22 protein-coding genes are annotated in these 25,992 nt (G+C 58.9%); 7 read left to right on the top strand and 15 right to left on the bottom strand.

Annotated features, from left to right (window positions below; translation table 11 throughout):
• The first annotated feature begins 113 nt into the window (after positions 1–113).
• From pepN to GOV38_RS11155, 7 genes are all read left to right on the top strand, one after another.
• A complete protein-coding gene (pepN, locus tag GOV38_RS11185) occupies positions 114–2,666 on the top strand; it encodes an aminopeptidase N (protein ID WP_171209784.1) in 2,553 nt (850 codons plus the stop codon).
• Positions 2,663–3,097 carry a hypothetical protein gene (locus GOV38_RS11180; RefSeq protein WP_171209785.1) on the top strand — a complete coding sequence of 145 codons (435 nt, stop codon included), beginning with the start codon at positions 2,663–2,665 and terminating at the stop codon, positions 3,095–3,097. The genes pepN and GOV38_RS11180 overlap by 4 nt, the downstream gene beginning before the upstream one ends.
• Positions 3,098–3,225: 128 nt before the next feature.
• Complete coding sequence (locus GOV38_RS11175) at positions 3,226–4,485, top strand: hypothetical protein (RefSeq protein WP_254430618.1); 1,260 nt, start codon at positions 3,226–3,228, stop codon at positions 4,483–4,485.
• A 103-nt stretch (positions 4,486–4,588) separates the two neighbouring features.
• The gene (gene gatB, locus GOV38_RS11170) at positions 4,589–6,100 is read left to right on the top strand and encodes an Asp-tRNA(Asn)/Glu-tRNA(Gln) amidotransferase subunit GatB (RefSeq protein ID WP_171209786.1); all 1,512 of its coding nucleotides are present in this window, start codon (positions 4,589–4,591) and stop codon (positions 6,098–6,100) included.
• A 90-nt stretch (positions 6,101–6,190) separates the two neighbouring features.
• Complete coding sequence (gene pepT, locus GOV38_RS11165; protein WP_171209787.1) at positions 6,191–7,447, top strand: peptidase T; 1,257 nt, start codon at positions 6,191–6,193, stop codon at positions 7,445–7,447.
• A gap of 79 nt (positions 7,448–7,526) precedes the next feature.
• Positions 7,527–7,985, top strand: a complete 459-nt coding sequence (locus GOV38_RS11160) for a DUF4177 domain-containing protein (protein WP_171096857.1) — start codon at positions 7,527–7,529, stop codon at positions 7,983–7,985.
• 98 nt (positions 7,986–8,083) lie between these two features.
• Positions 8,084–9,451 (top strand): DUF3179 domain-containing protein, encoded by a 1,368-nt coding sequence (locus GOV38_RS11155; protein WP_171209788.1) that lies wholly within the window; start codon positions 8,084–8,086, stop codon positions 9,449–9,451.
• Here the strand turns inward: GOV38_RS11155 and GOV38_RS11150 are convergent, their stop codons facing one another.
• The 15 genes from GOV38_RS11150 to ftsW form a co-directional block, all read right to left on the bottom strand.
• On the bottom strand, positions 9,452–11,137 hold the full coding sequence (locus GOV38_RS11150) for a chloride channel protein (RefSeq protein ID WP_171209789.1): 1,686 nt from the start codon (positions 11,135–11,137) through the stop codon (positions 9,452–9,454). It lies immediately after the preceding gene.
• 80 nt (positions 11,138–11,217) lie between these two features.
• On the bottom strand, positions 11,218–12,867 hold the full coding sequence (recN, locus tag GOV38_RS11145) for a DNA repair protein RecN (protein ID WP_171209856.1): 1,650 nt from the start codon (positions 12,865–12,867) through the stop codon (positions 11,218–11,220).
• A gap of 36 nt (positions 12,868–12,903) precedes the next feature.
• Positions 12,904–13,764 (bottom strand): outer membrane protein assembly factor BamD, encoded by an 861-nt coding sequence (locus tag GOV38_RS11140; protein WP_171096850.1) that lies wholly within the window; start codon positions 13,762–13,764, stop codon positions 12,904–12,906.
• A gap of 126 nt (positions 13,765–13,890) precedes the next feature.
• Complete coding sequence (lpxC, locus tag GOV38_RS11135) at positions 13,891–14,811, bottom strand: UDP-3-O-acyl-N-acetylglucosamine deacetylase (protein ID WP_171128064.1); 921 nt, start codon at positions 14,809–14,811, stop codon at positions 13,891–13,893.
• 212 nt (positions 14,812–15,023) lie between these two features.
• Positions 15,024–16,631, bottom strand: a complete 1,608-nt coding sequence (ftsZ, locus tag GOV38_RS11130) for a cell division protein FtsZ (protein ID WP_171209790.1) — start codon at positions 16,629–16,631, stop codon at positions 15,024–15,026.
• A 350-nt stretch (positions 16,632–16,981) separates the two neighbouring features.
• Entirely contained in the window at positions 16,982–17,404 is a 423-nt protein-coding gene (locus tag GOV38_RS11125) for a hypothetical protein (RefSeq protein ID WP_171096844.1), read from the bottom strand.
• On the bottom strand, positions 17,391–18,725 hold the full coding sequence (gene ftsA / locus GOV38_RS11120; protein WP_171209857.1) for a cell division protein FtsA: 1,335 nt from the start codon (positions 18,723–18,725) through the stop codon (positions 17,391–17,393). The genes GOV38_RS11125 and ftsA overlap by 14 nt, the downstream gene beginning before the upstream one ends.
• Before the next feature lie 7 nt (positions 18,726–18,732).
• Positions 18,733–19,740, bottom strand: a complete 1,008-nt coding sequence (locus GOV38_RS11115) for a cell division protein FtsQ/DivIB (RefSeq protein ID WP_171209791.1) — start codon at positions 19,738–19,740, stop codon at positions 18,733–18,735.
• Positions 19,728–20,651 (bottom strand): D-alanine--D-alanine ligase, encoded by a 924-nt coding sequence (locus tag GOV38_RS11110; protein ID WP_171209792.1) that lies wholly within the window; start codon positions 20,649–20,651, stop codon positions 19,728–19,730. Before GOV38_RS11110 ends, GOV38_RS11115 begins: the two co-directional genes overlap by 13 nt.
• A 103-nt stretch (positions 20,652–20,754) precedes the next feature.
• The gene (murB, locus tag GOV38_RS11105) at positions 20,755–21,681 is read right to left on the bottom strand and encodes a UDP-N-acetylmuramate dehydrogenase (RefSeq protein ID WP_171209793.1); all 927 of its coding nucleotides are present in this window, start codon (positions 21,679–21,681) and stop codon (positions 20,755–20,757) included.
• A gap of 44 nt (positions 21,682–21,725) precedes the next feature.
• The gene (locus tag GOV38_RS11100) at positions 21,726–21,968 is read right to left on the bottom strand and encodes a DUF2484 family protein (RefSeq protein ID WP_171209794.1); all 243 of its coding nucleotides are present in this window, start codon (positions 21,966–21,968) and stop codon (positions 21,726–21,728) included.
• Complete coding sequence (locus tag GOV38_RS11095; RefSeq protein ID WP_171209795.1) at positions 21,965–22,213, bottom strand: DUF2484 family protein; 249 nt, start codon at positions 22,211–22,213, stop codon at positions 21,965–21,967. Before GOV38_RS11095 ends, GOV38_RS11100 begins: the two co-directional genes overlap by 4 nt.
• A gap of 74 nt (positions 22,214–22,287) precedes the next feature.
• Positions 22,288–23,697 (bottom strand): UDP-N-acetylmuramate--L-alanine ligase, encoded by a 1,410-nt coding sequence (gene murC / locus GOV38_RS11090; RefSeq protein ID WP_171128050.1) that lies wholly within the window; start codon positions 23,695–23,697, stop codon positions 22,288–22,290.
• A complete protein-coding gene (locus tag GOV38_RS11085) occupies positions 23,694–24,791 on the bottom strand; it encodes a UDP-N-acetylglucosamine--N-acetylmuramyl-(pentapeptide) pyrophosphoryl-undecaprenol N-acetylglucosamine transferase (protein ID WP_171209796.1) in 1,098 nt (365 codons plus the stop codon). The genes murC and GOV38_RS11085 overlap by 4 nt, the downstream gene beginning before the upstream one ends.
• Positions 24,791–25,954, bottom strand: coding sequence for a putative lipid II flippase FtsW (gene ftsW / locus GOV38_RS11080; RefSeq protein ID WP_171209797.1), 1,164 nt, complete (start codon positions 25,952–25,954; stop codon positions 24,791–24,793). Before ftsW ends, GOV38_RS11085 begins: the two co-directional genes overlap by 1 nt.
• Positions 25,955–25,992: the final 38 nt, after the last annotated feature.

The following is a 25,992-nucleotide window of genomic DNA, read 5'->3' as shown; positions in this document are numbered from 1 at the left end:
AAATAATTTACCAAAATATCAAGAAGCAGTTTCAAATGGCACGATCCCGGTGGCTTGCAGCCATCTTGCGATGCCCCTAACGTCTGCGCCGACCCAACTGATACGAGGCCCCGATGCGCGACGCTGCTCCGACCACAATCTACCTCAAAGACTACACACCCTTTGGATTTCTGGTCGACTCTGTACACCTGACCTTTGACTTGGCAGCACATGCCACGCGGGTCACGTCCCGTATCGCGTTCAGACCCAATCCCGACGCCAGTGATCACCAGTTCTTTCTGCATGGTGAAGAGCTGAAACTGATCCGCGCCGCTATCGACGGCGCGACTATCTCGCCCGAAGTGACTGACAAAGGCCTGACCGCCGATGTCCCAAATGCGCCTTTCATATGGGAGGCCGTGGTCGAGATTGACCCAGGCAACAACACCGCGCTTGAGGGGCTTTATATGTCAAACGGCATGTATTGCACCCAATGTGAGGCAGAAGGGTTTCGAAAGATCACCTTCTATCCCGACCGACCTGATGTGATGTCTACCTTTACCGTACGCATCAATGGCGACCTGCCGGTGCTGCTGTCCAATGGCAACCCGTCAGACCAGGGTGACGGATGGGCTGAATGGGTCGATCCCTGGCCCAAACCGGCCTATCTGTTTGCGCTGGTTGCGGGCGAGCTCGTCGCACACTCTGACCACTTCACCACGATGTCGGGTCGCGATGTTGTCCTTAATCTCTGGGTCCGCCCCGGCGATGAAGGCAAGTGTGCCTTTGGGATGGAGGCGCTCAAAAAGTCGATGAAGTGGGACGAGGACGTCTATGGCCGCGAATATGATCTGGATGTGTTCAACATCGTGGCCGTCGATGATTTCAACATGGGCGCGATGGAGAACAAGGGGTTGAATATCTTTAACTCCTCTGCCGTGCTGGCCAGCCCTGAAACCTCGACCGATATGAATTTCGAACGGATCGAGGCGATCATCGCGCATGAGTATTTCCACAACTGGACCGGCAACCGCATCACCTGCCGCGACTGGTTCCAGCTGTGTCTCAAAGAGGGTCTGACGGTCTTTCGTGACGCACAGTTCACATCCGACATGCGCTCGGCCCCGGTCAAGCGCATTCACGATGCCATCGACCTGCGCGCACGGCAGTTCCCCGAAGACAATGGCCCCTTGTCCCATCCAGTTCGGCCCGAAAGCTTTCAAGAGATCAACAACTTCTACACATCAACCGTCTATGAAAAAGGCGCCGAGATCATCGGCATGCTAAAAACGCTTGTGGGTGACGACAGCTATGCCAAGGCGCTTGATCTTTATTTCAAGCGTCACGATGGTCAGGCCTGCACAATCGAGGATTGGTTGCAGGTCTTTGAGGATGCCACCGGCCGCGATCTAAGCCAGTTCAAGCGCTGGTACAGCCAGTCGGGCACCCCGCGCCTCAGCGTCAGCGAAGACTGGACCGACGGCACCTATACCCTGACCCTGAGCCAGCGGACCGAGCCCACGCCCGGTCAGGATGAGAAGCTACCCCAAGTCATCCCGGTCGCCGTTGGCTTGCTTGGCCCCAACGGAGATGAGCTGCGCGAAACGGAAATTCTTGAGCTGACAGAGGCGGAGCAGAGCTTTGTCTTTTCCGGCCTTCCGGCCAAGCCGATGGCCTCGATCCTGCGCGGGTTTTCGGCCCCAGTGATCCTTGAACAAGACCACAGCGACGCCGAGCGCGCCTTTTTGCTGGCCCATGACACCGACCCGTTCAATCGTTGGCAAGCGGGGCGGTCGCTGGCTCAGGATACGCTGCTGCGCATGATCACGCAGGATGCAACACCTGGCGCGGATTATCTGGATGGGTTGCTGGCCGTTTTGCGGGATGCGGATCTGGATGCGGCCTACCGGGCTTTGATGTTGGGCTTGCCGACCCAATCCGAACTGGCCGCCGCGCTGCACGAACAGGGCCACACGCCCGATCCGATGGCAATCTGGACTGCGATTGAGACTCTGCGACAAACAACCGCCCAACATGTGCAAGACCTGCTGCCGCGCCTGCACAGCGAAACGGTGGTGGACGAACCTTATGCGCCGGACGCCCGCCAATCGGGCAAGCGCGCCCTGGGAGGAGCAGCTCTGGCGCTGACTACGCGTCTGGATGGCGGGGCCATGGCGGCTCAGGCTTATACACGGGCCGACAACATGACCCAACAGCTCGGAGCGCTGTCGTGCCTGCTGCGCGCGGGCAAAGGTCAAGAGGAATTGTCGGCCTTCTACGATCAGTGGCGACATGACAGGCTGGTGATGGACAAGTGGTTTGGGCTTCAGGTCTCGTTGGCGGCGCCTGATGCGGCGGTGCAGACCGCGCGGGCCCTAACCGAACATGCCGATTTCAACTGGAAGAACCCCAACCGGTTCCGCGCTGTGATGGGTGCTTTGGCGATGAATCACGCGGGGTTTCATGCGGCAGGTGGAGCGGGCTATGCGCTATTGGCTGACTGGCTGGTTCGGCTTGATCCGGTCAACCCACAGACCACAGCGCGCATGTGCAGTGCGTTCCAGACCTGGAAACGCTATGATGCCGACCGACAAGCACTGATCAAGACGCAGTTGCAGCGCATCGCAAACACGCCGGATCTGTCACGCGACACCACCGAAATGATCTCGCGGATTCTCAATGCATGACCAAGCCAGTGTTCGAATTCACCCGGCAGAACCGTAACCAGCGCACCGTTACGGTTTTGATCTGCATTTATGCGGTTCTGGTCGGGCTGATTATCGTTCTGAATGCAGCCTGGTGGTTGATGGGCCTTTTGGCCCTGGCGACCCTCCCCGCCCTTTGGGACGTCGCCATGGATACCCGTGCCGGAATGTCCATAACCGACGACAAGCTGAGTTGGTACAGTGGAAAAAGAGAGGGGTCGCTTACTTTGGCCGAGGTAAAAAAGTTCCGGTTCGACACCCGTTGGGACTTTTCCGTCAGGGTTTCGGCCATCTTGAAGACCGACAAGAGAATACGATTGCCAGATGAATCTTTGCCACCCCACAAACAACTCGAGATCGTTCTGCAAAGCGCCGGATTCGACGTTGAGCGGCATCATTTCCGCGTTTTCTAGAAACGATTCACTGGAATCTTACGATATTGGTTTCGGATTCAGAGGTTTTCGGGCGGATTTCTTGAATTAAAAACAAATACTCGTCAAACTGAATACGTTACGAATGTTCAGTTAAATACGAGTTCACTATGTTACGGTCTCTTGGGGCAATGTTCGCCCGAAAACCCGGTCGTTTAGACCAATCCAATCCCGAAACGCTCTCGGCTACTGCTGATGTGCCCGCCCAGCTTTTGGCGTCGGGACAACTGAATATTCCAATTGCCCAGATGCAACCTGAAGATGTAGTCGGTCACAAGCTGATCGAACGCGGAAGATACCTAGCGCGTCAGGACCTTTGGGACGAGCTGTCGCAAGAAATGCACGCCGCCGACGCGGCGCGAAAAGTGACACCGTGCGGCCAACCCGTGGTGGATCTTTTGGCCTTTGGCGCGCGTTCCGACGTAGTTCTGGCTGTCGAACACGCGCTGTCAGATGGGAAAGCCATTCAGGAATACGACCTGTTGTGCGGGATCTCAGAGCTTGAGAATGAATACCGCCTGCATTCGGGCGATCCGATGATCGGCCTGGTGGTTGCCTTGACCCATATCGACATGGCCTGGGCATGGCGCGGAACGGCGACCGACGCGACGTTGCCCCCGCTCCACAGCGCGCGTTGCGCAGCGCATTTCGACCGAGCGGCAGCGGTTCTGCCTTTGTGCCAGTCCAGATTGGCTGACAGCCCGGCTTTGGCCGCAGCCGAATGCGCGCTGCTGGCCTCTCAGCCACAGGCACAGGCGCGGGTTGCACAGAAATACGAGGCGCTGATCGCGCTGGATCCGCAGAACCAACGTCACATGCGCGCCATGGGTACGCATCTGTTGCCGCGCTGGTTCGGCAGCCACCAAGAACTCGAAGTTCAGGCGCTGCGCATTGCAGCTCAGACCCATTCGGTCTGGGGCGCAGGTGGATACACCTGGGTTCAGTTTGACGCGATTGCGCTGGATGACGACGCGCTTGCACAGGTGGATGTTGAGTACTTCCTGGAAGGGTTGTGCGACATCGTTCATCGTCGCCCGGATCAGCAGATGATCAACCTGCTGGCCGCTTATTGCGCCATCACCTTGCAGAAACGCGCGGGGATCAACCCCAAGGCTGATGAAGCGCGTGAACAGATCTGCGAAGCCGCGCAATGGCTGATCCGTGATCACATGACCGAGCTGCACCCGATGATCTGGGCCCACGCCGCAGACGGGTTCAACAACAGCCTGCGGATCAATTCGCCCGAACGTTTTGCCGCTCGTGGCCACACTGACGCGCTGCGCGCCATTTCGGACCTGTTCCGCGAAGAACTGCGAAGCGGTCAAAGCGTGACTTTCACGCCTTCGGGCCTTCAGTTTTCGGGGAACTGATCCTGCGGGGGCGATTTCACTGAATTGCCCCCATTCCCCCTTGCTCCTTTGCCGCACCGGGCCTAATACGCTGGCCTAGACGATTGCGGATATGAGGCGCGCCATGCTCGACCTGACATACGAAATGCCCAAACCAAAGACCATTGCCGGGGCCAAGCACGATTGGGAATTGGTGATCGGGATGGAGGTGCATGCGCAGGTCTCGTCCAACGCCAAGCTGTTTTCGGGCGCATCGACCCAATTCGGGGCCGAGCCGAACTCGAACGTCGCTTTCGTGGACGCCGCGATGCCTGGAATGCTGCCGGTGATCAACGAGTATTGCGTTGAACAAGCCGTGCGGACGGGGCTGGGCCTGAAAGCGGATATCAACCTGAAATCGGCCTTTGACCGCAAGAACTATTTCTACCCTGACCTGCCGCAGGGCTATCAGATCTCTCAGCTGTACCACCCCATCGTGGGTGAAGGCGAAGTGCTGGTTGAACTGGGTGACGGCACCGCGCGCATGGTTCGGATCGAGCGTATCCACATGGAGCAGGACGCGGGCAAATCGATCCACGACATGGACCCTAACATGTCTTTCGTCGATCTGAACCGCACTGGCGTTTGCCTGATGGAGATCGTCAGCCGCCCCGATATCCGCGGCCCCGAAGAGGCCGCCGCCTATATCGCTAAGCTGCGCCAGATCATGCGCTATCTGGGTACCTGTGACGGCAACATGCAAAACGGCAACTTGCGGGCGGATGTGAACGTCTCGATCTGCCTGCCCGGTGCCTATGAGAAATATCAGGAAACGCAGGATTTTTCGCATCTGGGCACGCGGTGTGAGATCAAGAACATGAACTCGATGCGCTTTATCCAGCAAGCGATTGAGGTCGAGGCCCGCCGTCAGATCGCCATCGTCGAGGCCGGTGGCGAGGTCGAGCAAGAAACGCGCCTGTACGATCCGGACAAGGGCGAGACCCGCTCGATGCGGTCGAAGGAAGAGGCGCATGATTACCGCTATTTCCCCGACCCCGATCTGCTGCCGCTTGAGATCGAGCAAGCCTGGGTGGACGATATCGCCGCCAAGCTGCCCGAATTGCCTGACGATAAGAAGGCACGGTTCATCAGCGCGTTTGGCCTGACCGATTATGACGCCTCCGTGCTGACAGCCGAGGTGGAATCCGCCGCCTATTTCGAAGAGGTGGCACAAGGCCGCAATGGCAAGCTGGCCGCAAACTGGGTCATCAACGAACTGTTTGGTCGCTTGAAGAAAGAAGACCACGACATCACCGACTCGCCCGTGTCTCCGGCGCAGCTGGGCGGGATCATCGACCTGATCGCATCGGATGCCATCTCGGGCAAGATCGCCAAGGATCTGTTCGAGATCGTCTATACCGAAGGCGGCGACCCGGCGCTGATCGTCGAAGAGCGCGGTATGAAGCAGGTGACGGATACCGGCGCGATCGAGGCTGCTTTGGACGAGATAATCGCTGCCAACCCGGCGCAGGTCGAAAAGGCCAAGGTGAACCCGAAACTGGCTGGCTGGTTTGTCGGTCAGGTGATGAAGGCCACTGGTGGCAAGGCCAACCCCAAGGCGGTCAACGAGTTGGTCGGCAAAAAGCTCGGGTCCTAAACAACCAATCCAGTTCTGAGCGGAGTCAGGCCATCTGCTTGACTCCGTTTTCGTTTGCGCTCTTTCTTCGGCACCAGAGAGGTAGGTGCCATGAAAAGCAGATTTGATCAGGAACTCGAAACCCGGCTGGTGCGCTACGCGGCCATCGACAGCCAAAGCGACGAGACCTCGGCCTCGACCCCCAGCACCGACATTCAATTCAATATGCTGAACCTGCTGCGTGACGAATTGAAAGAGATTGGCGCGCAGGATGTCGAAATGACCGGTGACAGCGTCGTTGTGGCGACGATTCCGGGCACGGCTGAGGGGCCGACCGTCGGTTTTCTGGCCCATGTAGACACCGCGCCGCAATTCAACGCAACCGGCGTCAAACCGCGCGTGATCAAAGGGTATAACGGCGGTGATATCACCTTTCCCGATGATGCCGAACTGGTGCTGTCCCCCGGTGAACATCCCTATCTGGCGGACAAGATCGGGCATGACCTTATCACCGCGTCAGGAACCACCCTGCTGGGAGGTGATGACAAGGCGGGCGTATCGATCCTGATGACAATGGCCCGGCATCTGATCGAAAACCCTGACATCCCGCACAGCCCGATCCGCATCGCATTTACACCAGACGAAGAAATCGGGCGCGGGGTGACGGAACAATTGCCCAAGGATCTGAAAGCGGATTTTGCCTACACCCTGGACGGGCAGGAAGTGGGGGAGATCGAATATGAAAGCTTCTCGGCTGACCGCGCCGTGATCAAGATCACCGGAGTGTCGATCCACCCCGGGCTGGCCAAGGACAAGATGGTCAACGCGGCGCATCTGGCAGCCAAAATCGTTCAAACTCTGCCACAGGCGACCATGACTCCCGAAGTCACCGACGGGCGCGAGGGCTTTATTCATGTCACCGACATGAATGGCGGCTCATCCGAGATGGAGATCAAACTGATCCTGCGTGACTTTGAAATGGAAGGGCTGGAAGCACAGCGCGACATTGTCCGTCAGGTCTGCGCAGCCGTTCAGGCGACCGAGCCGCGTGCCCAGATCAGCTGCGACATCAGTCACCAATACCGCAACATGCGCTATTGGCTGGAAAACGATATGACACCGGTGGATTTGGCCCGTGAGGCCTGCCGCGCCCATGGGATCGATCCGATCTCGGTTCCCATTCGTGGCGGCACCGATGGCTCGCGCCTGACAGAATTCGGCACGCCCACACCGAATATCTTTACGGGCATGCAGTGCATCCATGGCCCGCTTGAATGGATATCAGTGCAGGATATGGCACTGGCAACCGAGGTTTGCCTGACCCTGGTCGAGAAAGCAGCGCAGGGTTCGCGCAACAGTTCACAGTGAAATTGCAGAATATGCCGAGAGTGCTTTCACCTGCGTGATGGCATGTTAATTTGCGCCGGTAAAAGATCAGGACCAAGTGATGTCGCGTTACGAATACAAAGTTGTTCCCGCCCCGCAGAAGGGCACCAAGGCCAAAGGTGTGAAGACCCCGGAAGGGCGCTTTGCCGTTTCGGTCGAACAGATCCTGAACCAGATGGGTCGTGACGGTTGGGAATATCAGCGCGCGGAACTTCTGCCCAGTGAGGACCGGTCTGGCCTGACCGGATCGTCCACCAACTGGCGCAATCTTCTGGTGTTTCGCCGGCGCGTCGAAGAAGCCGTGCCCCAACCGTTGGTAGAACCCGCATCCGCGATCGAAGACGATGGAACGCCTCGCGCGGTGCCCGTTCCGGGGCCCGAAGAATCGGTTCCAGACCCAGAACCAAAAGTTTCAGCCCCTGCCCCGATTGCCGCGGAAACCAACGACCCACCCTTGACCTTGAGGGCCGAAGACAGCCCCCCCAAGGCCGACGAGTCTGATCCAACCCCCAAGGCCTAGGTCCTTTCGTTTCAATCGCGGCGCGATCACGCGCCTGTTGCGTGAACGTGAGCGCGTTTGCGGGCACACTCTGTCCAGATGCGATTGGAGAGAGAGCCATGATGATAACTCGCCGCCATTTTGCCAGCCTGCTTGGGGCCGGCGCGATGCTGCCCAATATCGGATGGGCCCAGGAAGACCCCGTGCTCGAAGCCGTGCGGTCCTCCTTATTCGGGATCACCTCGGAATTTCAGTATGGGATGGATTTTCTGCGCGAACGCGGCGAGCCCGACGTTGTTGCCGCCCTGTTGACCGGACTACGTTATTCCGGCAGACGTCGCGACGAAATCGCCGCCGTCATGGCCGAGTTAAGCGGGCAGGATCTTGGAACAGATTGGTTCGAATGGATGCTCTGGCAAGAGCGTAATCCGCAGATCGTACCCCACCCCTCGCTGATCCCGTTCAAACGTGAGGTTCTGCTGGGTATCGACGAGAATTTTGACGTCTTCCTGCGCCCCGAGTATTTGCAGCGCGACAAGATGAAAATCCGCCTTGAAGAAATCACCTGGGGCGGGGTCAAGAAAGACGGTATACCGTCGCTGGACAATCCAACGCTGATTTCGGCCAAAGGAGCCTCATACCTCAAAGACGACGATCTGGTCTTTGGTGTTTCAATCAATGGCGATGTGCGTGCCTATCCGCTGCGCATAATGGGCTGGCACGAGATGTTCAACGAGGTGATCGGAGGTGTGCCCGTCGCTCTGGCCTATTGCACCTTGTGCGGATCGGGTATCCTGTTTGAAACGCAGGTTCCCGGACAGCGCAAACCGCTGGTTTTCGGCTCATCCGGTTTTCTCTATCGGTCCAATAAACTGATGTTCGACCGCACCACCCATTCACTGTGGAACCAATATACCGGCAAACCTGTGGTTGGACCTTTGGTCGACAGCGGGATCGAGTTGAAGCAGCGCCCGGTCGTGATAACCCGCTGGGACAGCTGGAAAGCCTCGCATCCCGACAGCAAGGTTCTTTCGCTCAGCACCGGACATCGCCGCAACTATGGGTCGGGCGTTGTCTATCAGGAATATTTTGCATCGCCCGAGTTGATGTTCCCCGCACTGGTGGATCAATCGCAGCACCGCCAAAAGGACTATGTATTTGCCATCCGCCAGTTCGGGGCTGCGCGGGCCTGGCCACTGGATGCGTTCCAGGGCAAACCCGTTATCAACGACGCCATCGCTGACAGACCCGTTGTTCTGATGGGCGATCCCAAGAAACGCAGTGTGCGGGCCTATGAACGCAAGTCGCATAGGTTCAAGACTGTGGATGGCACTTTGCAAGATGCCAAGGGCGTACGCTGGCGCGTTACCGAAGAGGCTTTGATCAGCCCCGATGGCACGGAATTGCCGCGCGTGGCGGGCCATATTTCGTATTGGTTTGCCTGGGACAATTACCTTGGCGATGCGGCCAGCGTCTATGGCGGCTGATCAGGAATGTTCTTCCGCAGCCGTGGCCGCAAGCGCGCGGTTATAAGCCTTTAGGGCGTCCACATGATAGAGAGCCCCGACCGGGTTCTCTTGCCCCGTATCATCCTGAACGACAACGGGGATACACGGTATGTCAGCGCGGTCGAAATAGGGCATCGCGGCCTCAAGCGTTGCGCTGGCGCTGACACACAGCCCCTGTTCGATCAGAGCCTTGGCCTCGTCTTCGGAGATCGCGCGCGGATCTCCGATTGGGCGCATCACCGTGCCCGCTCGCAGCATCGCCAGCAAATAAGCCTGTGGGCCTGCCGCCAGATGCACGTTCCGCCGTTCCAGCTGTGTCAGGAAGAACGACCGATCCACCAGGCGCGAGGCCAAGGCTGTGGACATCGAGACCGAAACCATAACGGCCAGACCGATCTGCCAATCACCGGTCAGTTCAAACACAATCAGGGTCGTTGAAATTGGCGCGCCTAAAACAGCTGCTGCCACCGCCCCCATGCCCGCGAAGGCGTAAAGCGTATGGGTTCCCGACACATCCGGCAGCAAACCGGTAGCAATCAGGCCAAAGGCCAGCCCTGTCAGCGCGCCAATCATCAAGGCCGGAGAGAACACCCCGCCCCCCATACGACCGCCCATGGTGATCGCCAAAGCCACTGTCTTGATCACCGCAAAAAGGATGGCTGTTGTCAGAACCAGATCCCCGGTCAAGGCGCGGATCGTGGTCTCATACCCCACACCAATGATATGCGGAAACCAGATGGCCAGCAGCCCCAGCATCGCCCCCGACACCGCCGGTCGCAGCCAGCGCGGCAGGGACAGCCGGTTCTGGATATGGGTGCCAATGTCCTCGGCAAAAAAGATCGACCGCATCAGGAGCAAGGCCACCAACCCACAGATCAGTCCCAGGATCAGAAAAGCAGGTAGCTCTACGTAGAACTGCAAAGATCCCGGCGTATTGAGCGTGAATTCCGTAACATCGCCATAGGCCAACCGGTTGATCACCGTGCCCGCGACCGAGGCAATGACAATCGGTGCGAACGCATGGACGGCGAAATGGCGCAGCACCACTTCCAACGCAAACAGGGCCCCCGCGATGGGCGCGTTGAAACTGGCTGAAACCGCAGCCGCGACGGCGCAACCCAGCAGGTCGCGCCCGGTGATGCCATCCGCGTGAATTCGATCACTCACCCAGGTGGAAATCACCCCGGCCATGTGAACCACTGGTCCTTCCCGACCGCTTGAACCACCCGAACTGAGCGTGATCAGCGATGCAAAGAAAGAGGCGATGCCAGCCTTCGTCTCGACACGACCATCTGTAATCGCCGCCCCTTCGATGACATCCGCGACCGACCGCACACGTCCGTCATCGGTGAACTTGTGCAGGATTATCCCAACAACCAGCCCACCGAATACGGGCAACAGCAGGATCCACAGCCACGAAAGCCTTTCAGCATGGCTGTGCAGGAATAGAATGTTGTCGGTTTGGTAGAGGAATGCCTGCAGCCAGGTGATCGCCATCCGAAACCCAAGCGCCATAAAGCCAGCGGCGATCCCGATGGCCAAAGCAATGAACCAGAATTGAACCTGACTGGGACCGCGATGGCGCAGGACGCGCCAGGCGTCTCGCAACGCGGAAAGCGCCTGATTGAGCTGATTGCGCAGCACGGTGCGGGTTGACTGGGTCATTGATCCTCGGAAGGTGGTCCTTAACCCTTACTAGGCGACGTGCCTGACCGTGGGAAGACGCTAGGGCGCTGAATTGGCCATCATGCGTCCAACAAAGCACGGGCAGCAGCGCGCGCCTCGTCGGTGATTGTGTCGCCTGCGACCATGCGAGCAATTTCGTCCACCCGGTCAGGATCATCCAGCGGAATCACGGTCGAGAGGGTCTGATCACCTGTCACATGTTTCTGCACCCGCCAATGATGCGCTGCGCGGGCGGCGACTTGGGGTGAGTGGGTCACCACCAACACCTGACCACCCTGCGCCAAAGCGGCCAGGCGGCGCCCCACCGCGTCGGCTGTGGCACCACCGACGCCCCGGTCGATCTCATCAAAGATCATCGTGCGGGCGCTGTCGTCCCCGGTCAGGCAGACCTTGAGCGCCAGAAGAAATCGGCTGAGTTCCCCGCCCGATGCAATCTTGTTCAGCGGTCCAGATGGCGCACCGGGGTTGGTGGCCACAGTAAAGGCCACAGCGTCGATCCCTTCTGGTCCTGGATCGCTTGTGGTGATTTCCGTCCGGAAAACCGCGCGCTCCATCTTCAGCGGGGTGAGTTCCGCCATCACCGCATCGTCCAAGGCGGTGGCTGCCTCTTGCCGCTTCGTGCTCAGCGCAGCTGCTGCGTTGTCATAAGCGACTTGCGCGGCTTCAACAGCCGCGCGTTTTTCCGAGAGATCCGCGTCACCTGCATCCAACCGCCCCAGCCTGTCGCGCAGCGTTTCCGCATACGCGCCCAAATCATCCGGGGCCACATCATGCTTGCGGGCCAATGCACGGATGGCAAAAAGACGTTCTTCTGTTTGCTCCAGCTCGGCCGGGTTGAAATCAAGCGCTTGCAGGCAGGCGTTAACACCATCTTGCGCCTCTCCCAATTCGATCAGGGCGCGCCCCAGTGCAGCGATCGGCTCTTCCAGCTGCCCACCGGCACTGTCTGAAACACTCTCCAGCCAACGCACAGCATCGGCCATCGCAGCTTCTGCACCGTCACCCCCCAACAATGAGAACGCGCGGGCCACATCATCGCGGATCCGCTCGGCCCCCTGCATCATGCGGCGGCGCGCATCCAGCTCGGCATCTTCGCCGGGCTGCGGGTCGAGCTGATCCAACTCGGCAACCGAATGGCGCAAAAACTCTTCTTCGGCACGCATCGCGTTCAACGCCGTTTCGGTCTGTTCCAGCGCCTTGCGCGCCCGCGACATTTCAGACCACGCCGCGCGCACAGCCACCAGTTCGTCCCCAGCAGCCGCATAGGCATCCAGCATCGCCCGATGGCCCCGAGGGTTCAGCAGGCCGCGATCATCGTGCTGGCCATGTAACTCAATCAGCGTCTCCGACAAAGCCCGCAGCACCTCGCCCGAGCAACGGCGATCATTGACCCAAGCAGTCTTGCGCCCCTCAGCCGTGTTGATGCGGCGCAGAATCAACTCGTCACCGCCGGGCAATCCAGCCTCTTCAAGAATAGCATGAGCAGGGTGATTGGCGGGTAGATCAAATTCGGCCACAACCTCACCTTGGGCCGCGCCTTGGCGCACCAATTCCGCACGCCCGCGCCAGCCCAGAACAAAGCCAAGCGAATCCAGCAGGATCGATTTCCCCGCACCCGTTTCGCCAGTCAATGCGTTCAAGCCCGGTTGGAAACTCAGCTCCAACCGGTCGATGATAAGCATGTCGCGAATATCCAAGGCGCGCAGCATCGGGTCTTTAGCGTCCCAAGCCAAAAGCCATAGCGATTACAACCACTCACCCTTGATGGTCTGACGGTAGATCGTGGCAAGCCAGTTGTTGCCCCGGCTCTTCAGATCCAGGCCGCGTGAAGTCAGCAGGGTATAAGCGTCATCATACCATTCGGACGACTGGTAGTTGAACCCAAGGATCGCGCCAGCGGTCTGCGCTTCATCGACCAGACCCAGAGACAGGTAAGCTTCAACCAAACGATACAGCGCTTCGGCCGTATGTGAGGTGGTCTGGAAATCTTCGACCACAACACGGAACCGGTTGATCGCAGCGGTATAGTGATCCTGACGCAGGTAATAGCGACCGATCTCCATCTCTTTGCCAGCCAGATGGTCAAATGCCAGATCAAATTTCAAAACAGCCGAGGTTGCATATTCGCTGTCGGGATAAACCTCGATCACGGTGCGCAAGGATTGTAGGGCCTGGAATGTCAGCCCCTGATCGCGACCAACTTCGTCGATTTGGTCATAATAACTGAGCGCAAGCAGGTATTGCGCGTAGGCAGCATCTTCGTCGGTAGGATAGAAATCGATATAGCGCTGTGCGGCTGCGCGGCTTTCTGCATAGTTCTGATCGGAATGGAACGAAAACGCCTGCATGATCAGCGCGCGTTTGGCCCAATCGGAATACGGATAGAGGCGTTCGACTTCCGAGAAATACCACGCCGCGTCATCCGAGCGATTCTGCGAAAGCTCGTACTCGCCTCGGGTATAGATTTGTTCCGGCGTGAACCCTTCAAGGTTCTGGCTGCGGTCCGCCCCCCGGCTTTTGAAAAGGCCGCCGCTTCCGCATGCCGTCAAAGTTGCTGTCAGAAGAATCGCAACCGCGAACCTGACTGCCGCTTTGGTGCCAACCATTCCGCCCATCCTTGTCGTCTTGCTTATCGGGGCACGCCCCTGATCGGAAACGGTCTAGCACATAAAATTCCGGTGCAAAACGCCTTATAGGGTCTCTGACGCAATTGTTGCCAGAGCTGATCTTTCTCAGGCGACCTGCGGAATTTCACTCGCGACAAGCCCTTGGCCGGGTAAACGCGCGGCTTGTTCAGGCGTGCACAGTACCGGGCGCACCGCACCCGGGGTCTCGAACAGTTTGCGCAACAATTTGTTGGTTGCGGTATGGCCGGACCGTTCACCGATATAGCGACCCAAAATCGGACCACCTGCCAGATAGAGATCACCAAACGCATCAAGCATCTTGTGACGAACTGCTTCGTCCTCATGCCGCAAACCACCCGGTGTCAGGACGGTTTCGCCGTCAACAACGACCGCATTGTCAAGCGTACCACCCTGCGCCAGTCCATTCTCGCGCATCATATCGACATCGGACTTACGGCAGAAAGTACGGCTATCAGACAACTCGCGCGCGAAAGCTCCGTTGGACATGTTCAGAAAAGCGCTTTGGCGTCCGATAATCTTGTCTTCAAAATCGATTGTAAACTCGATTTCAAAATTCTCAGAGGGGACCAAGCTGGCTGTGCCGCCATTGTGCTCTACGCTGACGGGCTTGAGAATCTCATAGGCCAAAACCGGAGCCGCCTGGCGACGCAAACCCGCCGCCATGATGGTGCGAACAAAAGCAACGGACGAGCCGTCCATCACAGGAACTTCGGGGCCATCTATTTCGATCAGAACGTTGTGCAATCCACATCCAGCAAGCGCCGCCATGATATGCTCGACCGTCGAAACCGAAACACCACTGGCATTCACCAGACGCGTACACAAGGGCACATGCTCGGTCATGTCATAGGCGGCTGGAACCATCGTGTCGCCGACCTCGATATCGGTTCGTTTGAACCAGATACCGTGGCCGACAGCTGCCGGTTTCAGAATCATTTTCGCGGGCTTGCCGCCATGCAAACCGTAACCAGTGAACGTGACCGGAGATTTGAGCGTATGTTGCAAATTGTGCCCCCGAGAGTGGTGTCCCGCCGAAGCGGAGTTAACGCATCCTCACCTAAGGAACAGGGCGTCTAGGCTCAACTCACTCTTTGCAACCGATTGAAACATGAATGTGACAGATAAGCGAAACCCTGCTTACCGGAGGTTAGTAGATTGTTTTTAAAATAAAAAGAGCCGCCCGGCGGCGGCTCTTTCCAAGGATTTTGTGACCAGCCTTAGTTCGCTTGACGGCGTAAGAAGGCCGGAATTTCGATGCGATCCTGGTCTGGATCCGCCTCTTCTGCGACAGGTGCCGTAGCGTCAGCTTGGCGCAAACTTGGCTGATGACGCGGTGCTGGGGCCGGAGTGTCACCGGCATGACCGGTCATGCGATCAATCAACCGGTTGAAGCCAAAGCGGGGGCGATCTTCGGCTTCGACCGGGGCCCGCTCGACCGGTGCTTGCGGGCGCTCGGCTGCGAAACGACGCTGTCCGCCCGGTACGTTTTGTACGGCTTTCTGCAGTCGCTCAAGCGCCTCTGGCGAAGGGGTTCCCGGGACAGCAGCAGCGGGTGCGGCATAGGGCTCGGGTTCAACCATTTCCGGCTGCGGTTCGAATGCGGCGACTTGCGGCTGATAGGCCGGTGGAGGCAAACCATCATCCTCTGTTTGCCGCGCAGCAGGTTCCTCACGCCAGTTGTCCTGTGCGTCGGAATTCTCCATCGATTCAAAGAGCGTCGGGGCCACCGTGGTTTCCGCAGCAGGTGCCTGTTCCAGCTCAGCGACCTGCGTCTCGGCCGCCGGAGCTTCGGCAGCGACCGTTCGCGTCAAGGGCTCGGACATGGAACGCCGCGCGACCGGAGTTTCGCCTTGGTCTTCGGCTGCGTCGATCCCGGTTGCGACAACCGATACCCGCATTCCACCTTCCATCGCGGTGTCGAGGGTTGAGCCGACGATGATGTTGGCCTCGGGGTCCACTTCCTCGCGAATGCGGTTGGCGGCTTCGTCCAGTTCGAACAGGGTCAGATCGTCGGACCCGGTGATGTTGATCAGCACACCCTTGGCACCGCGCAGGCTGATTTCGTCCAGCAGCGGGTTGGCAATGGCTTTTTCAGCCGCCTGAATGGCGCGATCCTCGCCGGTCGCTTCGCCGGTGCCCATCATGGCTTTGCCCATCTCATCCATCACGGCGCGGACATCCGCAAAGTCGAGGTTGATCAGACCCGGACGGACCATCAGGTCCGTCACACCTTTGACACCTTGATAGAGAACATCATCGGCCATCGAGAATGCTTCGGTGAAGGTGGTTTTTTCATTGGCCAGACGGAACAGGTTCTGGTTGGGGATGATGATCAGCGTATCGACCACCTTTTGCAGCGAGTCGACACCGTCTTCGGCCTGACGCATCCGCTTGGCGCCTTCGAATTGGAACGGCTTGGTGACAACACCGACGGTCAGAACACCCAGCTCACGCGCGGCCTGTGCAATGATCGGCGCGGCCCCGGTGCCGGTGCCGCCACCCATGCCCGCGGTGATAAAGCACATATGCGCGCCGGCCAGATGATCGACGATCTGCTCGATGCTTTCCTCAGCCGCAGCAGCGCCAACAGCGGGACGCGCACCCGCCCCCAGGCCTTCAGTCACTTTGACACCCAGTTGAACACGGGCAGAGGACTGGCTTTGCTGCAGAGCTTGAGCATCCGTATTGGCAACGACAAAGTCGACACCGTCCAGCTGCTTCTCAATCATGTTGTTAACAGCGTTGCCACCCGCACCACCAACGCCAAAAACCGTAATCCGTGGCTTCAATTCGTCGTGCCCGGGCATCGAAAGATTCAATGTCATGCTCTGTCCGCCTGTCTATAAGTTTTCCGCAAAATGCGGTGTTTTTCTGACCTATCCTGCAGGGATTTTAACTTTCGAATCCGCAAAGGTCACGCCAAAAATCGCGGATTCCTACAAAATATGGAGGAATTATGGCAGTGACCGGCGACATTTCGCGCCATGCATCATATGTTGGGGTCGATAGCAAGCGTACCACAACAACCATGACGTGCACATCGCCGAAAGGGCCATGCGCCATGCAAACTGATTCACATATCTGTGCGGATCACTGCTCAAAGCTCTGCCGCTGGGCCTCTGTCGGACCCTGTGGATATTTTGGGGGATAAAACCCCCGTCCGCAACCACTTTCTTCAACCTATCGGAGTGGCTGGGCAGTCCAGACTGTCTTCGGTGATGCTGCGCACTTCTTGTATCTCGCTGCGTGGAAATTCGACCAGACGTACCATCAGACGATCTTCGTGCAGAAAGGGCCACCAGCACACGGGCAAACCGTCTTCATCATCATCGTAGAGGAAACACAGCTGCCCGTTCGGGGTGGTGATACGCCCGTAAACACAGCCTCTGCCCTCCGCCCGCCAGACGGACAGCGAAGGATTTAGAAATTCTTCGGTGCCGACAAGAATCCCTGACCGTATCTCGTAAAACTGGATCGTCTTACCAACAACGGCCTCCAGAAACGCCTCGGGAGAGATTATCGTTTGCGCTGCGGCCAGCGAAGGCAAGCTGGCCGCGATGGTGCAAGCTGTCGCTTGAAGGCGCTTACCAATTGTCACGGAACCAGCGCACGGCGCGCTTGAAGGGTCGGGCCGAGTAGGTATCGACCGGGATTTCGAAATCCCACCATTCGTCTTGCGGATGCGCTGCAAACAGGCTGAGCCCCACGGCAGAGGAAAAGCCCGGCCCAGTAGCCGATTGCGGCAATCCGTGCACGCGCAGCGGTCGACCGAGACGCACACGCTGGCCAAGGATCCGGCTGGCCAATCCGTCCAGACCCATGATCTGACTGCCTCCGCCCGTGAGCACGATCTGCTGGCTTGGCAAATGGTCAAAGCCTGCGGCATCCAGACAGAGGCGCACCTCTTCCAGAATCTCTTCCACGCGCGGGCGCATGATGCCGATCAGTTCGGCCCGACTGACGGTGCGGCGGTCATGCTCCCAATCGCCGGTGTCGCCTCCGATATCGATCATGTCGCGGTCATCCGCGCCGGTGGCATGAACGCCACCGTTGAAGGTCTTGATCCGCTCGGCCACGCTGGCGGGCACACCCAAGCCCATCGAGATATCGGAGGTCACATGATCGCCGCCCATCCGGACGCTGTCAGCATAGATCATGTGTTTCTTCATAAAGATCGAAACGCTGGTGGTGCCGCCACCCATGTCGATACAGGCCGCGCCCAGTTCCTGCTCGTCCTCAACCAGGGCCGATATGCCCGAGACATAGGCCGAATTCGCAATGCCCGCCAATTCCAGGTCACAGCGTTTGATGCACCGCACCAGATTCTGGATTGCCACGGCATCAACGGTCAGCATGTGCATATCCACCGCAAGTGATTGCCCCAACTGCCCGCGCGGATCAATCAGGCCCGAGCGATTGTCGAGCGCAAAGTTCACCGGCTGCGCATGCAGCACTTCGCGCCCTGCACCGTAATCGGGCACATCGCAGGCATTCAGAACCCGGCCCACTTCGGCCTCGGTGACCAATTGGCCTTCGATATCCACCTGCGCGTCCAGACCGTATGAGCGTGGGTTTGCCCCCGAGAAACAGGCAATCACGTGATCCACCCGGATATCGGCCATCTTCTGCGCCGCTTGCAGGGCGGTCCGAATGGCGCGCTCGGTTTCTTGCATTTCGGTGATTTCACCAAAGCGCACGCCCCGCGACCGAGTTGTCGCTGCTCCGATGACGCGAAACCCGGTCTGACCGGCCATCGAGCCGATTGTGTTGTCCTCGCTTTGCGGCGCGGCACCGTCAAACCGCAAGACAAGACACGAAATCTTCGAGCTTCCGACATCCAGGATCGCAATCACACCGCGCTGCATCGCCTGACGGCGCATTTGCCGCATTGCCCGTTGGGACTGATAAAGGTCGGTCATCATCACGTTATTGCTCGTCACTCACTGTCACTTTAGTATTCCACCACAGGTCACTCGCGACCTGGTTCATCCGAATGGTCGGGCGCTGCCCCAGACGCATATCCACGGCAGCCACATCGCGCTCCAACAGATCCTGAACCTCGTTCACCGCCAGCACCCGTTCCAGAGCACGAACCGGGCGTTCGGTCGGCAGCATGATGCGCTGGTCGCGATCCAGAACCAGATCCCAACGGCGTTCACCAACCCGCACCAGCCCGCGCACGCGACTGCCCAGGCTGCTGGCGGTACGCAAAATCTCAAGCGCTTCGCCAACATGCCGATCCGCGCCTTTGCCCGCGATAACAGGCAGATCGGGGTGATCAGCGCGGGTCGCAATCATTTCGACATGGGCGCCGGTTTCGTCCAGCAATTCGATCCCCTGCCGCGTGCGCCACAGGATCACGGGCTGGCGTTCGATCACATCGACCTGAAGAATTCCCCCGGGCCGAATACGCACGGTGGCAGATTTAACCGGGTCCAATCCGGTAATCGTGTCGCGGATATGCTCGACATCCAGATCCCAGGAACTGATTGGGAAATCCAGCGGCACAAGCTCACGAATATCTTGTGACAACCCGGTACCAGCCCCGTCGATGGCCATTAGATTGACCATGAATTCTGGTCGCTCCTGGATCGAGGTCTTGATATCCGCGAAATAGCTGGCCACCTCGGCGCGCCTGTCTTCAGAGGCAAAGAAACCACCAATTCCTGCGGCCACAATCACAATGGGCAGCCCAATTTTCAGGCCACGACGCACACCGCGCGTCAAAAGCCAGCGTTGCAAGCGATAGCTCAGCCGTGATGGGGCCGGATCGCCTCCCTGTGTTGCGCGACCAAACAGCTTGACCCCGCGCAAATGCAGAACCGGCTGGCGGTCCGTTTCACTGGCGTCACCCGAGGCAAAATCTGCATCGGGGCCCGCCAAAGGTTTGGACCGATGAATCGTCAGACTGCGTGTGGCTTTCAGCGGTCGCATGACGCGTCCTCCACCATCCAGGCGCAAAGTTCACCGAATGTCATGCCGCAATGGACGGCTTGTTCGGGCACAAGCGAGGTCGGTGTCATGCCAGGCTGCGTGTTGGTTTCGAGCAGGAACAACCCTTCGGCGCCCTGGCTGTCATCCCAGCGGTAATCGGTACGCGTTACCCCCCGGCACCCAAGCGCATTATGCGCCGTAACGGCATATTCCATACAGCGGTCAAAAATGTGCTGCGGGATGTCCGCAGGCAGCACATGCCACGAGCCGCCGGGTTTGTATTTGGCATCATAATCGTACCAACCGCCATTGGTCATGATCTCGGTCACGGTCAGCGGGCGGTCACCCATCACCGTCACAGTCAACTCGCGACCCGCAACATATTTCTCGACCATCACATGCTCGGGCATCGTCTCGTCCAGTTGCGGGGGCCCATTCGCGCTTTCGTGCACGATATAGATACCAACGCTGGAGCCCTCATTGTTGGGCTTGGCCACATAGGGTGGCTGCATCACATGCGCTTCGACAACTTCGATTTTGGGTACAATGATGCTTGGAACAACCGGCAGCCCTTCGGCCTGATAGACCTCTTTGCTGCGCTGCTTGTCCATCGCAAGCGCCGAGGCCAGCACGCCGGAATGGGTGTAGGGAATACGCATCCATTCCAACAGGCCCTGCACGCAACCGTCTTCGCCCCAACGACCATGCAGCCCGTTGAATACCACATCCGGCTTGATGTCCAAAAGGCGCGCGTAAAGGTCGGGACCTGCGTCCAGCTCGACCACTTCAAAGCCTTCTCCCCTGAGGGCGGCTGCGCATTCGCGCCCGCTGCTGAGTGACACCTCGCGTTCCGCCGAGGGGCCGCCCATCAATACCGCCACTTTCGGGGTTGTCCTGCTCGACCTACCCACTTAGCGCCTCAATGTCCCCGGACCTTATCTGGTGGCCCGTACTGCGTTTATGCCTTTGATCCGTCGCCTGAATTTGCCTGAGAACGGTCTGACGGATGGGGCTTTATTCTGTCACCGGGTCGCCGACCCGCATGATTTCCCACTCTAGCGTGATGCCGCTTGTTTCGTAAACCTTTTTTCGAACCTCTTCGCCCAGTCCTTCAAGGTCTGCCGCTGTCGCGCTGCCGGTATTGATCAGGAAATTCGAATGCTTTGGGCTCATCTGCGCCCCGCCCCGTGAGGCCCCGCGCATACCGGCGTCATCAATCACCTTCCAGGCTTTCAGATCATGCACGTCGTCCGCCTGCCCCGTTGACGAAAACCCTGCCGGATTTCGGAACGTCGATCCCGCACTGCGGTCTTTGGTGGGTTGGGTTTCGTCGCGCTTTTTCAGTTGCGACTCCATCCGGGCGTGTAACTCTTCTGGCGTGCCCAAGGGGCCTTCAAAAACCGCCGAGACCAGCACGGCGCCATCTGGCAGGTCAGACTGGCGATAGCGAAAGTTCAGCTCTTCCGCGCTCAGGTCCAACAGCTCGCCCGCGCGCGTCACAATGGTTGCCTTGCGCAGCACATCTGCGGTGTAACTGCCATAACACCCCGCATTCATTCGTACCGCGCCGCCAACCGAGCCGGGGATCGTGCGCAGGAACGTCAGATCAACACCCGCATCCGCCGCCCTGCGCGCTACATGCGCATCCAACGCAGCGGCCCCCGCGGTGACGGTGTTGCCGTCGATCTCGATGCTGTTGAACCCGCGCCCCAACCGGATCACCACCGCACGCAAGCCACCGTCCCGAACAATCAGGTTCGAACCTACGCCCATCGGGAAGACTGGGACATCCGCAGGTAGGGTGCGTAGAAAGCTCTGCAAATCCTCAAGATCGGCAGGTTGGAACAGATAGTCGGCCGGGCCGCCCACGCGTAGCCAGGTCAGATCGTTTAGCGGACGATTTTCAGTGAGCTTGCCACGAGGAGTTGGGAGATTGGTCATCCCCGCTAGATCGGAGATTTGGCCCGGCAAGGCAAGGCGTTTTCTCAGATGCGCTTGCGCAGCCAACGTCCCAGATAGATCACAGGCCAACGCAGAACCGACATGCCTGCGGCCAGAACGATCAGCCCGATCCACGGGCCGTTCTGATAGGTGACATAACCCAGTATCGGAATCCCAATGGCAATCAGGAAATGGGCCCGGGTCCAATGATTGTCTTTGCTGGGAATCATCGCCAGCACATTTGCAGCCAGCCCCCAAAGACAGGCCAACAGAAGCGAAGTGTTCATTCCGACACCTCGTGCCCTGTCCATTTCCGCCAATAATAGCGCAGTGGATATCGGAACATCGACAAAAAGCCTGCCAAAGCCAGCAGCCCAACGATCACACCATAATCGTATCCAAGCCACACGATCAGCACCGGCGCACAAATCAGCAATAGCACCCCTGGAGGGAACTGCATACGCATCGGCAGCAAGGCCACTACCGTCGCGCTGATCACCCAAAGCGCGGCAAAAACCACCGAGTATTCCATACGATCCCCCACTAAGAGGTTATTTTTTCGGCAAACTAACACAATTCAAGCAGTTGCGCTACATTCGGGTCAGATCAAACCGCCTCTTTACGCAGCAAACGATCAGGCAGAGCGTTGGCCCAAGCGCTGATCGTGCCCGCACCGAGACACACGACCATGTCGCCCGGACGTGCTTGTTCGCGCACCAAACGTTCCAGATCGTTTTCGTCCAGCAAGGCCCGCGCATGGCGGTGGCCGTGGCGAATTAGACCCTGAACCAGACCGTCCCGGCTGGCGCCGTCGATTGGGTCTTCGCCTGCGGCAAAGACCTCGGCGATGGCAACCACATCGGCGTCGTTGAAACAGGTGCAGAAATCATCAAACAGGTTGGACAGGCGCGAATATCGATGCGGTTGATGCACGGCGATCACACGACCCTCGGTCGCTTGACGGGCGGCTTTCAGCACCGCTGCAATCTCAACCGGGTGGTGGCCGTAATCGTCGATGATGGTGACACCCTCGACCTCGCCGACTTTGGTAAAGCGTCGGTTGACGCCCCCAAAATTGGCAAGCGCGTCGCGGATCTCGGCCGTTTTCATCCCTAGATGACGGGCCACAGCCACCGCTGACAGTGCGTTCGAGACGTTGTGATCGCCGGGCATCGGCAGGGTGCAACCTTCGATCACCTTGTCTTCGTATTGCAGATGAATGTCGAAATGCGCGACGCCCCCCTTATAGGTCAGGTTTTCGGCACGCACATCAGCCTGCGCGTTGAACCCATAGGTGCGCACGCGGCGGTCGGTGATCCGGCCCACCAGCGTCTGAACCTCGGCATGATCCGTGCAACAGACAGCCAGGCCATAGAATGGAAGGTTCGAGACAAACTCGTGAAACCCGTCGCGCAGCCTGTCGAAATCGCCCCAATGCTCCATATGCTCGGGGTCGATATTGGTGACGATGGCAATGGTCGCGGGCAGGCGATTGAACGAGCCATCGCTTTCATCAGCTTCAACCACCATCCATTCACCCTGCCCCATGCGCGCGTTCGAGCCATAAGCATGGATGATGCCGCCATTGATGACAGTAGGGTCAAAGTCTCCGGCGACCATGAGCTCGGCCATCATGGTGGTGGTGGTGGTTTTGCCGTGTGTCCCCGCAATCGCGATATTCGATTTCAAACGCATCAGCTCTGCCAGCATATCGGCGCGGCGCACCACCGGCAGGCCCTGCCTGCGCGCTTCGTCCAGTTCCGGGTTTCCCGGCTTGATCGCGGTCGACACGACGACGACGGCTGCGCCTTCCAGATTCTCGGCCTTTTGACCGACGAATATCTCGGCCCCCAAACCAGCAAGCCTGTCTGTAATCTTGGACGCCTTCAGATCCGAGCCCCTGACCTGATAGCCAAGGTTGAGAAGAACCTCGGCGATGCCGGACATCCCGATCCCGCCGATCCCGACAAAATGGATCGGCCCCACATCTTGCGGCAGTTTGGTTGCAGGATTCATGTGCTCTCCTTCTGCGCCAGCTGTTCGACAAGAGCGACCAGACGCTCGGTTGCGTCAGGCGCCCCAACCGACAGGGCAGCATGGGCCATTTTTTGCGCGGCTTTGGGGTTATTCAGAACCAGCGCGATTTGCGCGGTCAACGCGGGAACGTCAAGTGCATTTTCAGGGATCATGATCGCAGCCCCTGCCTGAACCAACCCGCGCGCGTTCGCGGTTTGGTGATCGCCTGCGGCAGCGGCAAACGGAATCAAAATCGAGGGCCGCCCGATGACAGAGATATCGGCGACGCTGGACGCCCCTGCGCGCGAGATGACAAGCTGAGCGTCCGACATGCGCCGGGGCACATCGTCAAAGAATGGCTTCACCTCAGCTCGAATGTTGTGGTCGTTGTAGAAAGCTGTCACCCGGGCACCGTCTTCGTCACGCGCCTGATGGGCCACACGAATGTGGCTGCGCAAGCCTTCGGGCAGGGCTGCTATCGCGCCGGGCACAATGTCGCTGAGGATGCGCGCGCCTTGCGAGCCGCCCATGACCAGTACCGACATCGGATAGTCACCGGGCGGGATATAGCCCGCCTCGGCGCGTTCCAAGACAGCGCCACGCACCGGGTTGCCGGTGTGAACGCCTTTGGCCCCGTCGGGCAGATCGGTGGGCCAGACACCACAGGCCACTTGGGCAACACGTGACGCGAACAGCTGATTGACCCGACCCAGAACACCGTTCTGTTCGTGGATCATGCGCGGGATCTTGAGCAAAGTCGCGGCGGCCAGAGCGGGAATGGACGGATAGCCGCCAAAGCCCACAACCACATCCGGCTTGTCCCGCATCATCTGCGCTACCATACCACTGGCCCCGGCGGCGATCTTGGGTCCGACCATCAGCTTGGCCACCACTCCGCCCCGGGCGAATGTGGCTGAGGATGCCTCGACGATCTCGGTCGCTGGTGGGAACGCACCAGTATAGCGCGCGCCGCGCTCGTCGGTTGACAGGCGCACACGCCATCCCTTTTGCAACATCGCCTCGGCCAGCGCCTGGGCCGGGAACATATGCCCGCCAGTGCCTCCGGCTGCGATCAAAAGGTACGGTGCCGCCATCACCCTCGTCCGCGCAAAATGTCACCCAGCTCGCCCTGCGGGCGGATACGGGTAAACGCCAGCAACATGCCCACCGCGATTCCACCCGCAATCAATGAGGACCCGCCATAGCTGACAAAGGGCAGCGTCATACCCTTGGCCGGCAACAAGCGCACGGCAACCCCCATATTGATCATCGCCTGAACGCCGAACATACACGCCAGACCGGTCCCGGCCAGACGGATGAACATGTCGCGTTCACGCATCAGGCGCAGCAAGGAGCGCACCACGATGATCGAATAAAGCGCGATGATAATCAGCACGAGGATCAAACCGTATTCCTCGGCGGCAACGGCGATGATAAAATCGGTATGCGCGTCAGGCAGCGACCATTTCACCTGCCCCTCGCCCACACCCACACCGAACAGCCCGCCCTCACGAATTGCGTTGGTGGCATATCCCAGCTGGGTGGTCGGATCGACCTCCTGGTTCAGAAAGCCGTCGATGCGGCGGGCGAAGTGTTCCGAGTTGGAATAGGCGAACATCCCGGCCAAAACCACGATACCCGCCATGCCCACCAGCAACAGCATCGGTGCCCCGGCGACGAAATACATCACGCCCCAACCAAAGAGGATCAGGCAGGCTTGCCCGAAATCCGGTTGCATGACCAGCATCCCAACAATCGCCATACACAGCGCGAACGACCACAACCGTCCCGGTGGACCGTTGATTTCCTGCGAGGCAGCCAAAAGCCACGCCGCAACAACAATGAACCCCGGTTTCAGAAACTCAGACGGTTGCAACGATGCAAAGCCCAGCGAATACCAACGCACCGCGCCCTTGCCAAAATCCGTCCCGAAAATGGGCAAAAAGGCCAAAGCAACAAAGGCTGCGAGAAAGCCCAACACAGCCAGACGCCGCACCAAAATGGGCGACATCATCGAGGTCAACAGCATCGCGATCAAAGCCAGAATGCCAAAGAAGGCCTGCCGCTCGACATAGTGGAAAGGATCAAACCCGTTGCGACCTGCCAGCGGCGGAGATGAGGCCAGACCCAAGAGCAGCCCGATGGCAAACAGGATCAGGACGCATGTCATCGTCCAGCGATCAATTGTGCGCCACCATTTTGGTAGAATCGGTTCGCCGCGCTGGTTCTGGACCGCGCCATACACCATCTCAGTCATGAGATACCGCCACTTTCTGCCTCGTTCACGCCCCGTTT

It is taken from the genome of Ruegeria sp. HKCCA5839, assembly GCF_013035585.1.
Taxonomy (GTDB): Bacteria; Pseudomonadota; Alphaproteobacteria; order Rhodobacterales; family Rhodobacteraceae; genus Ruegeria.
Note: the sequence above shows the minus strand (reverse complement) of the source record. Positions and strands in the feature narration are given on the sequence as shown.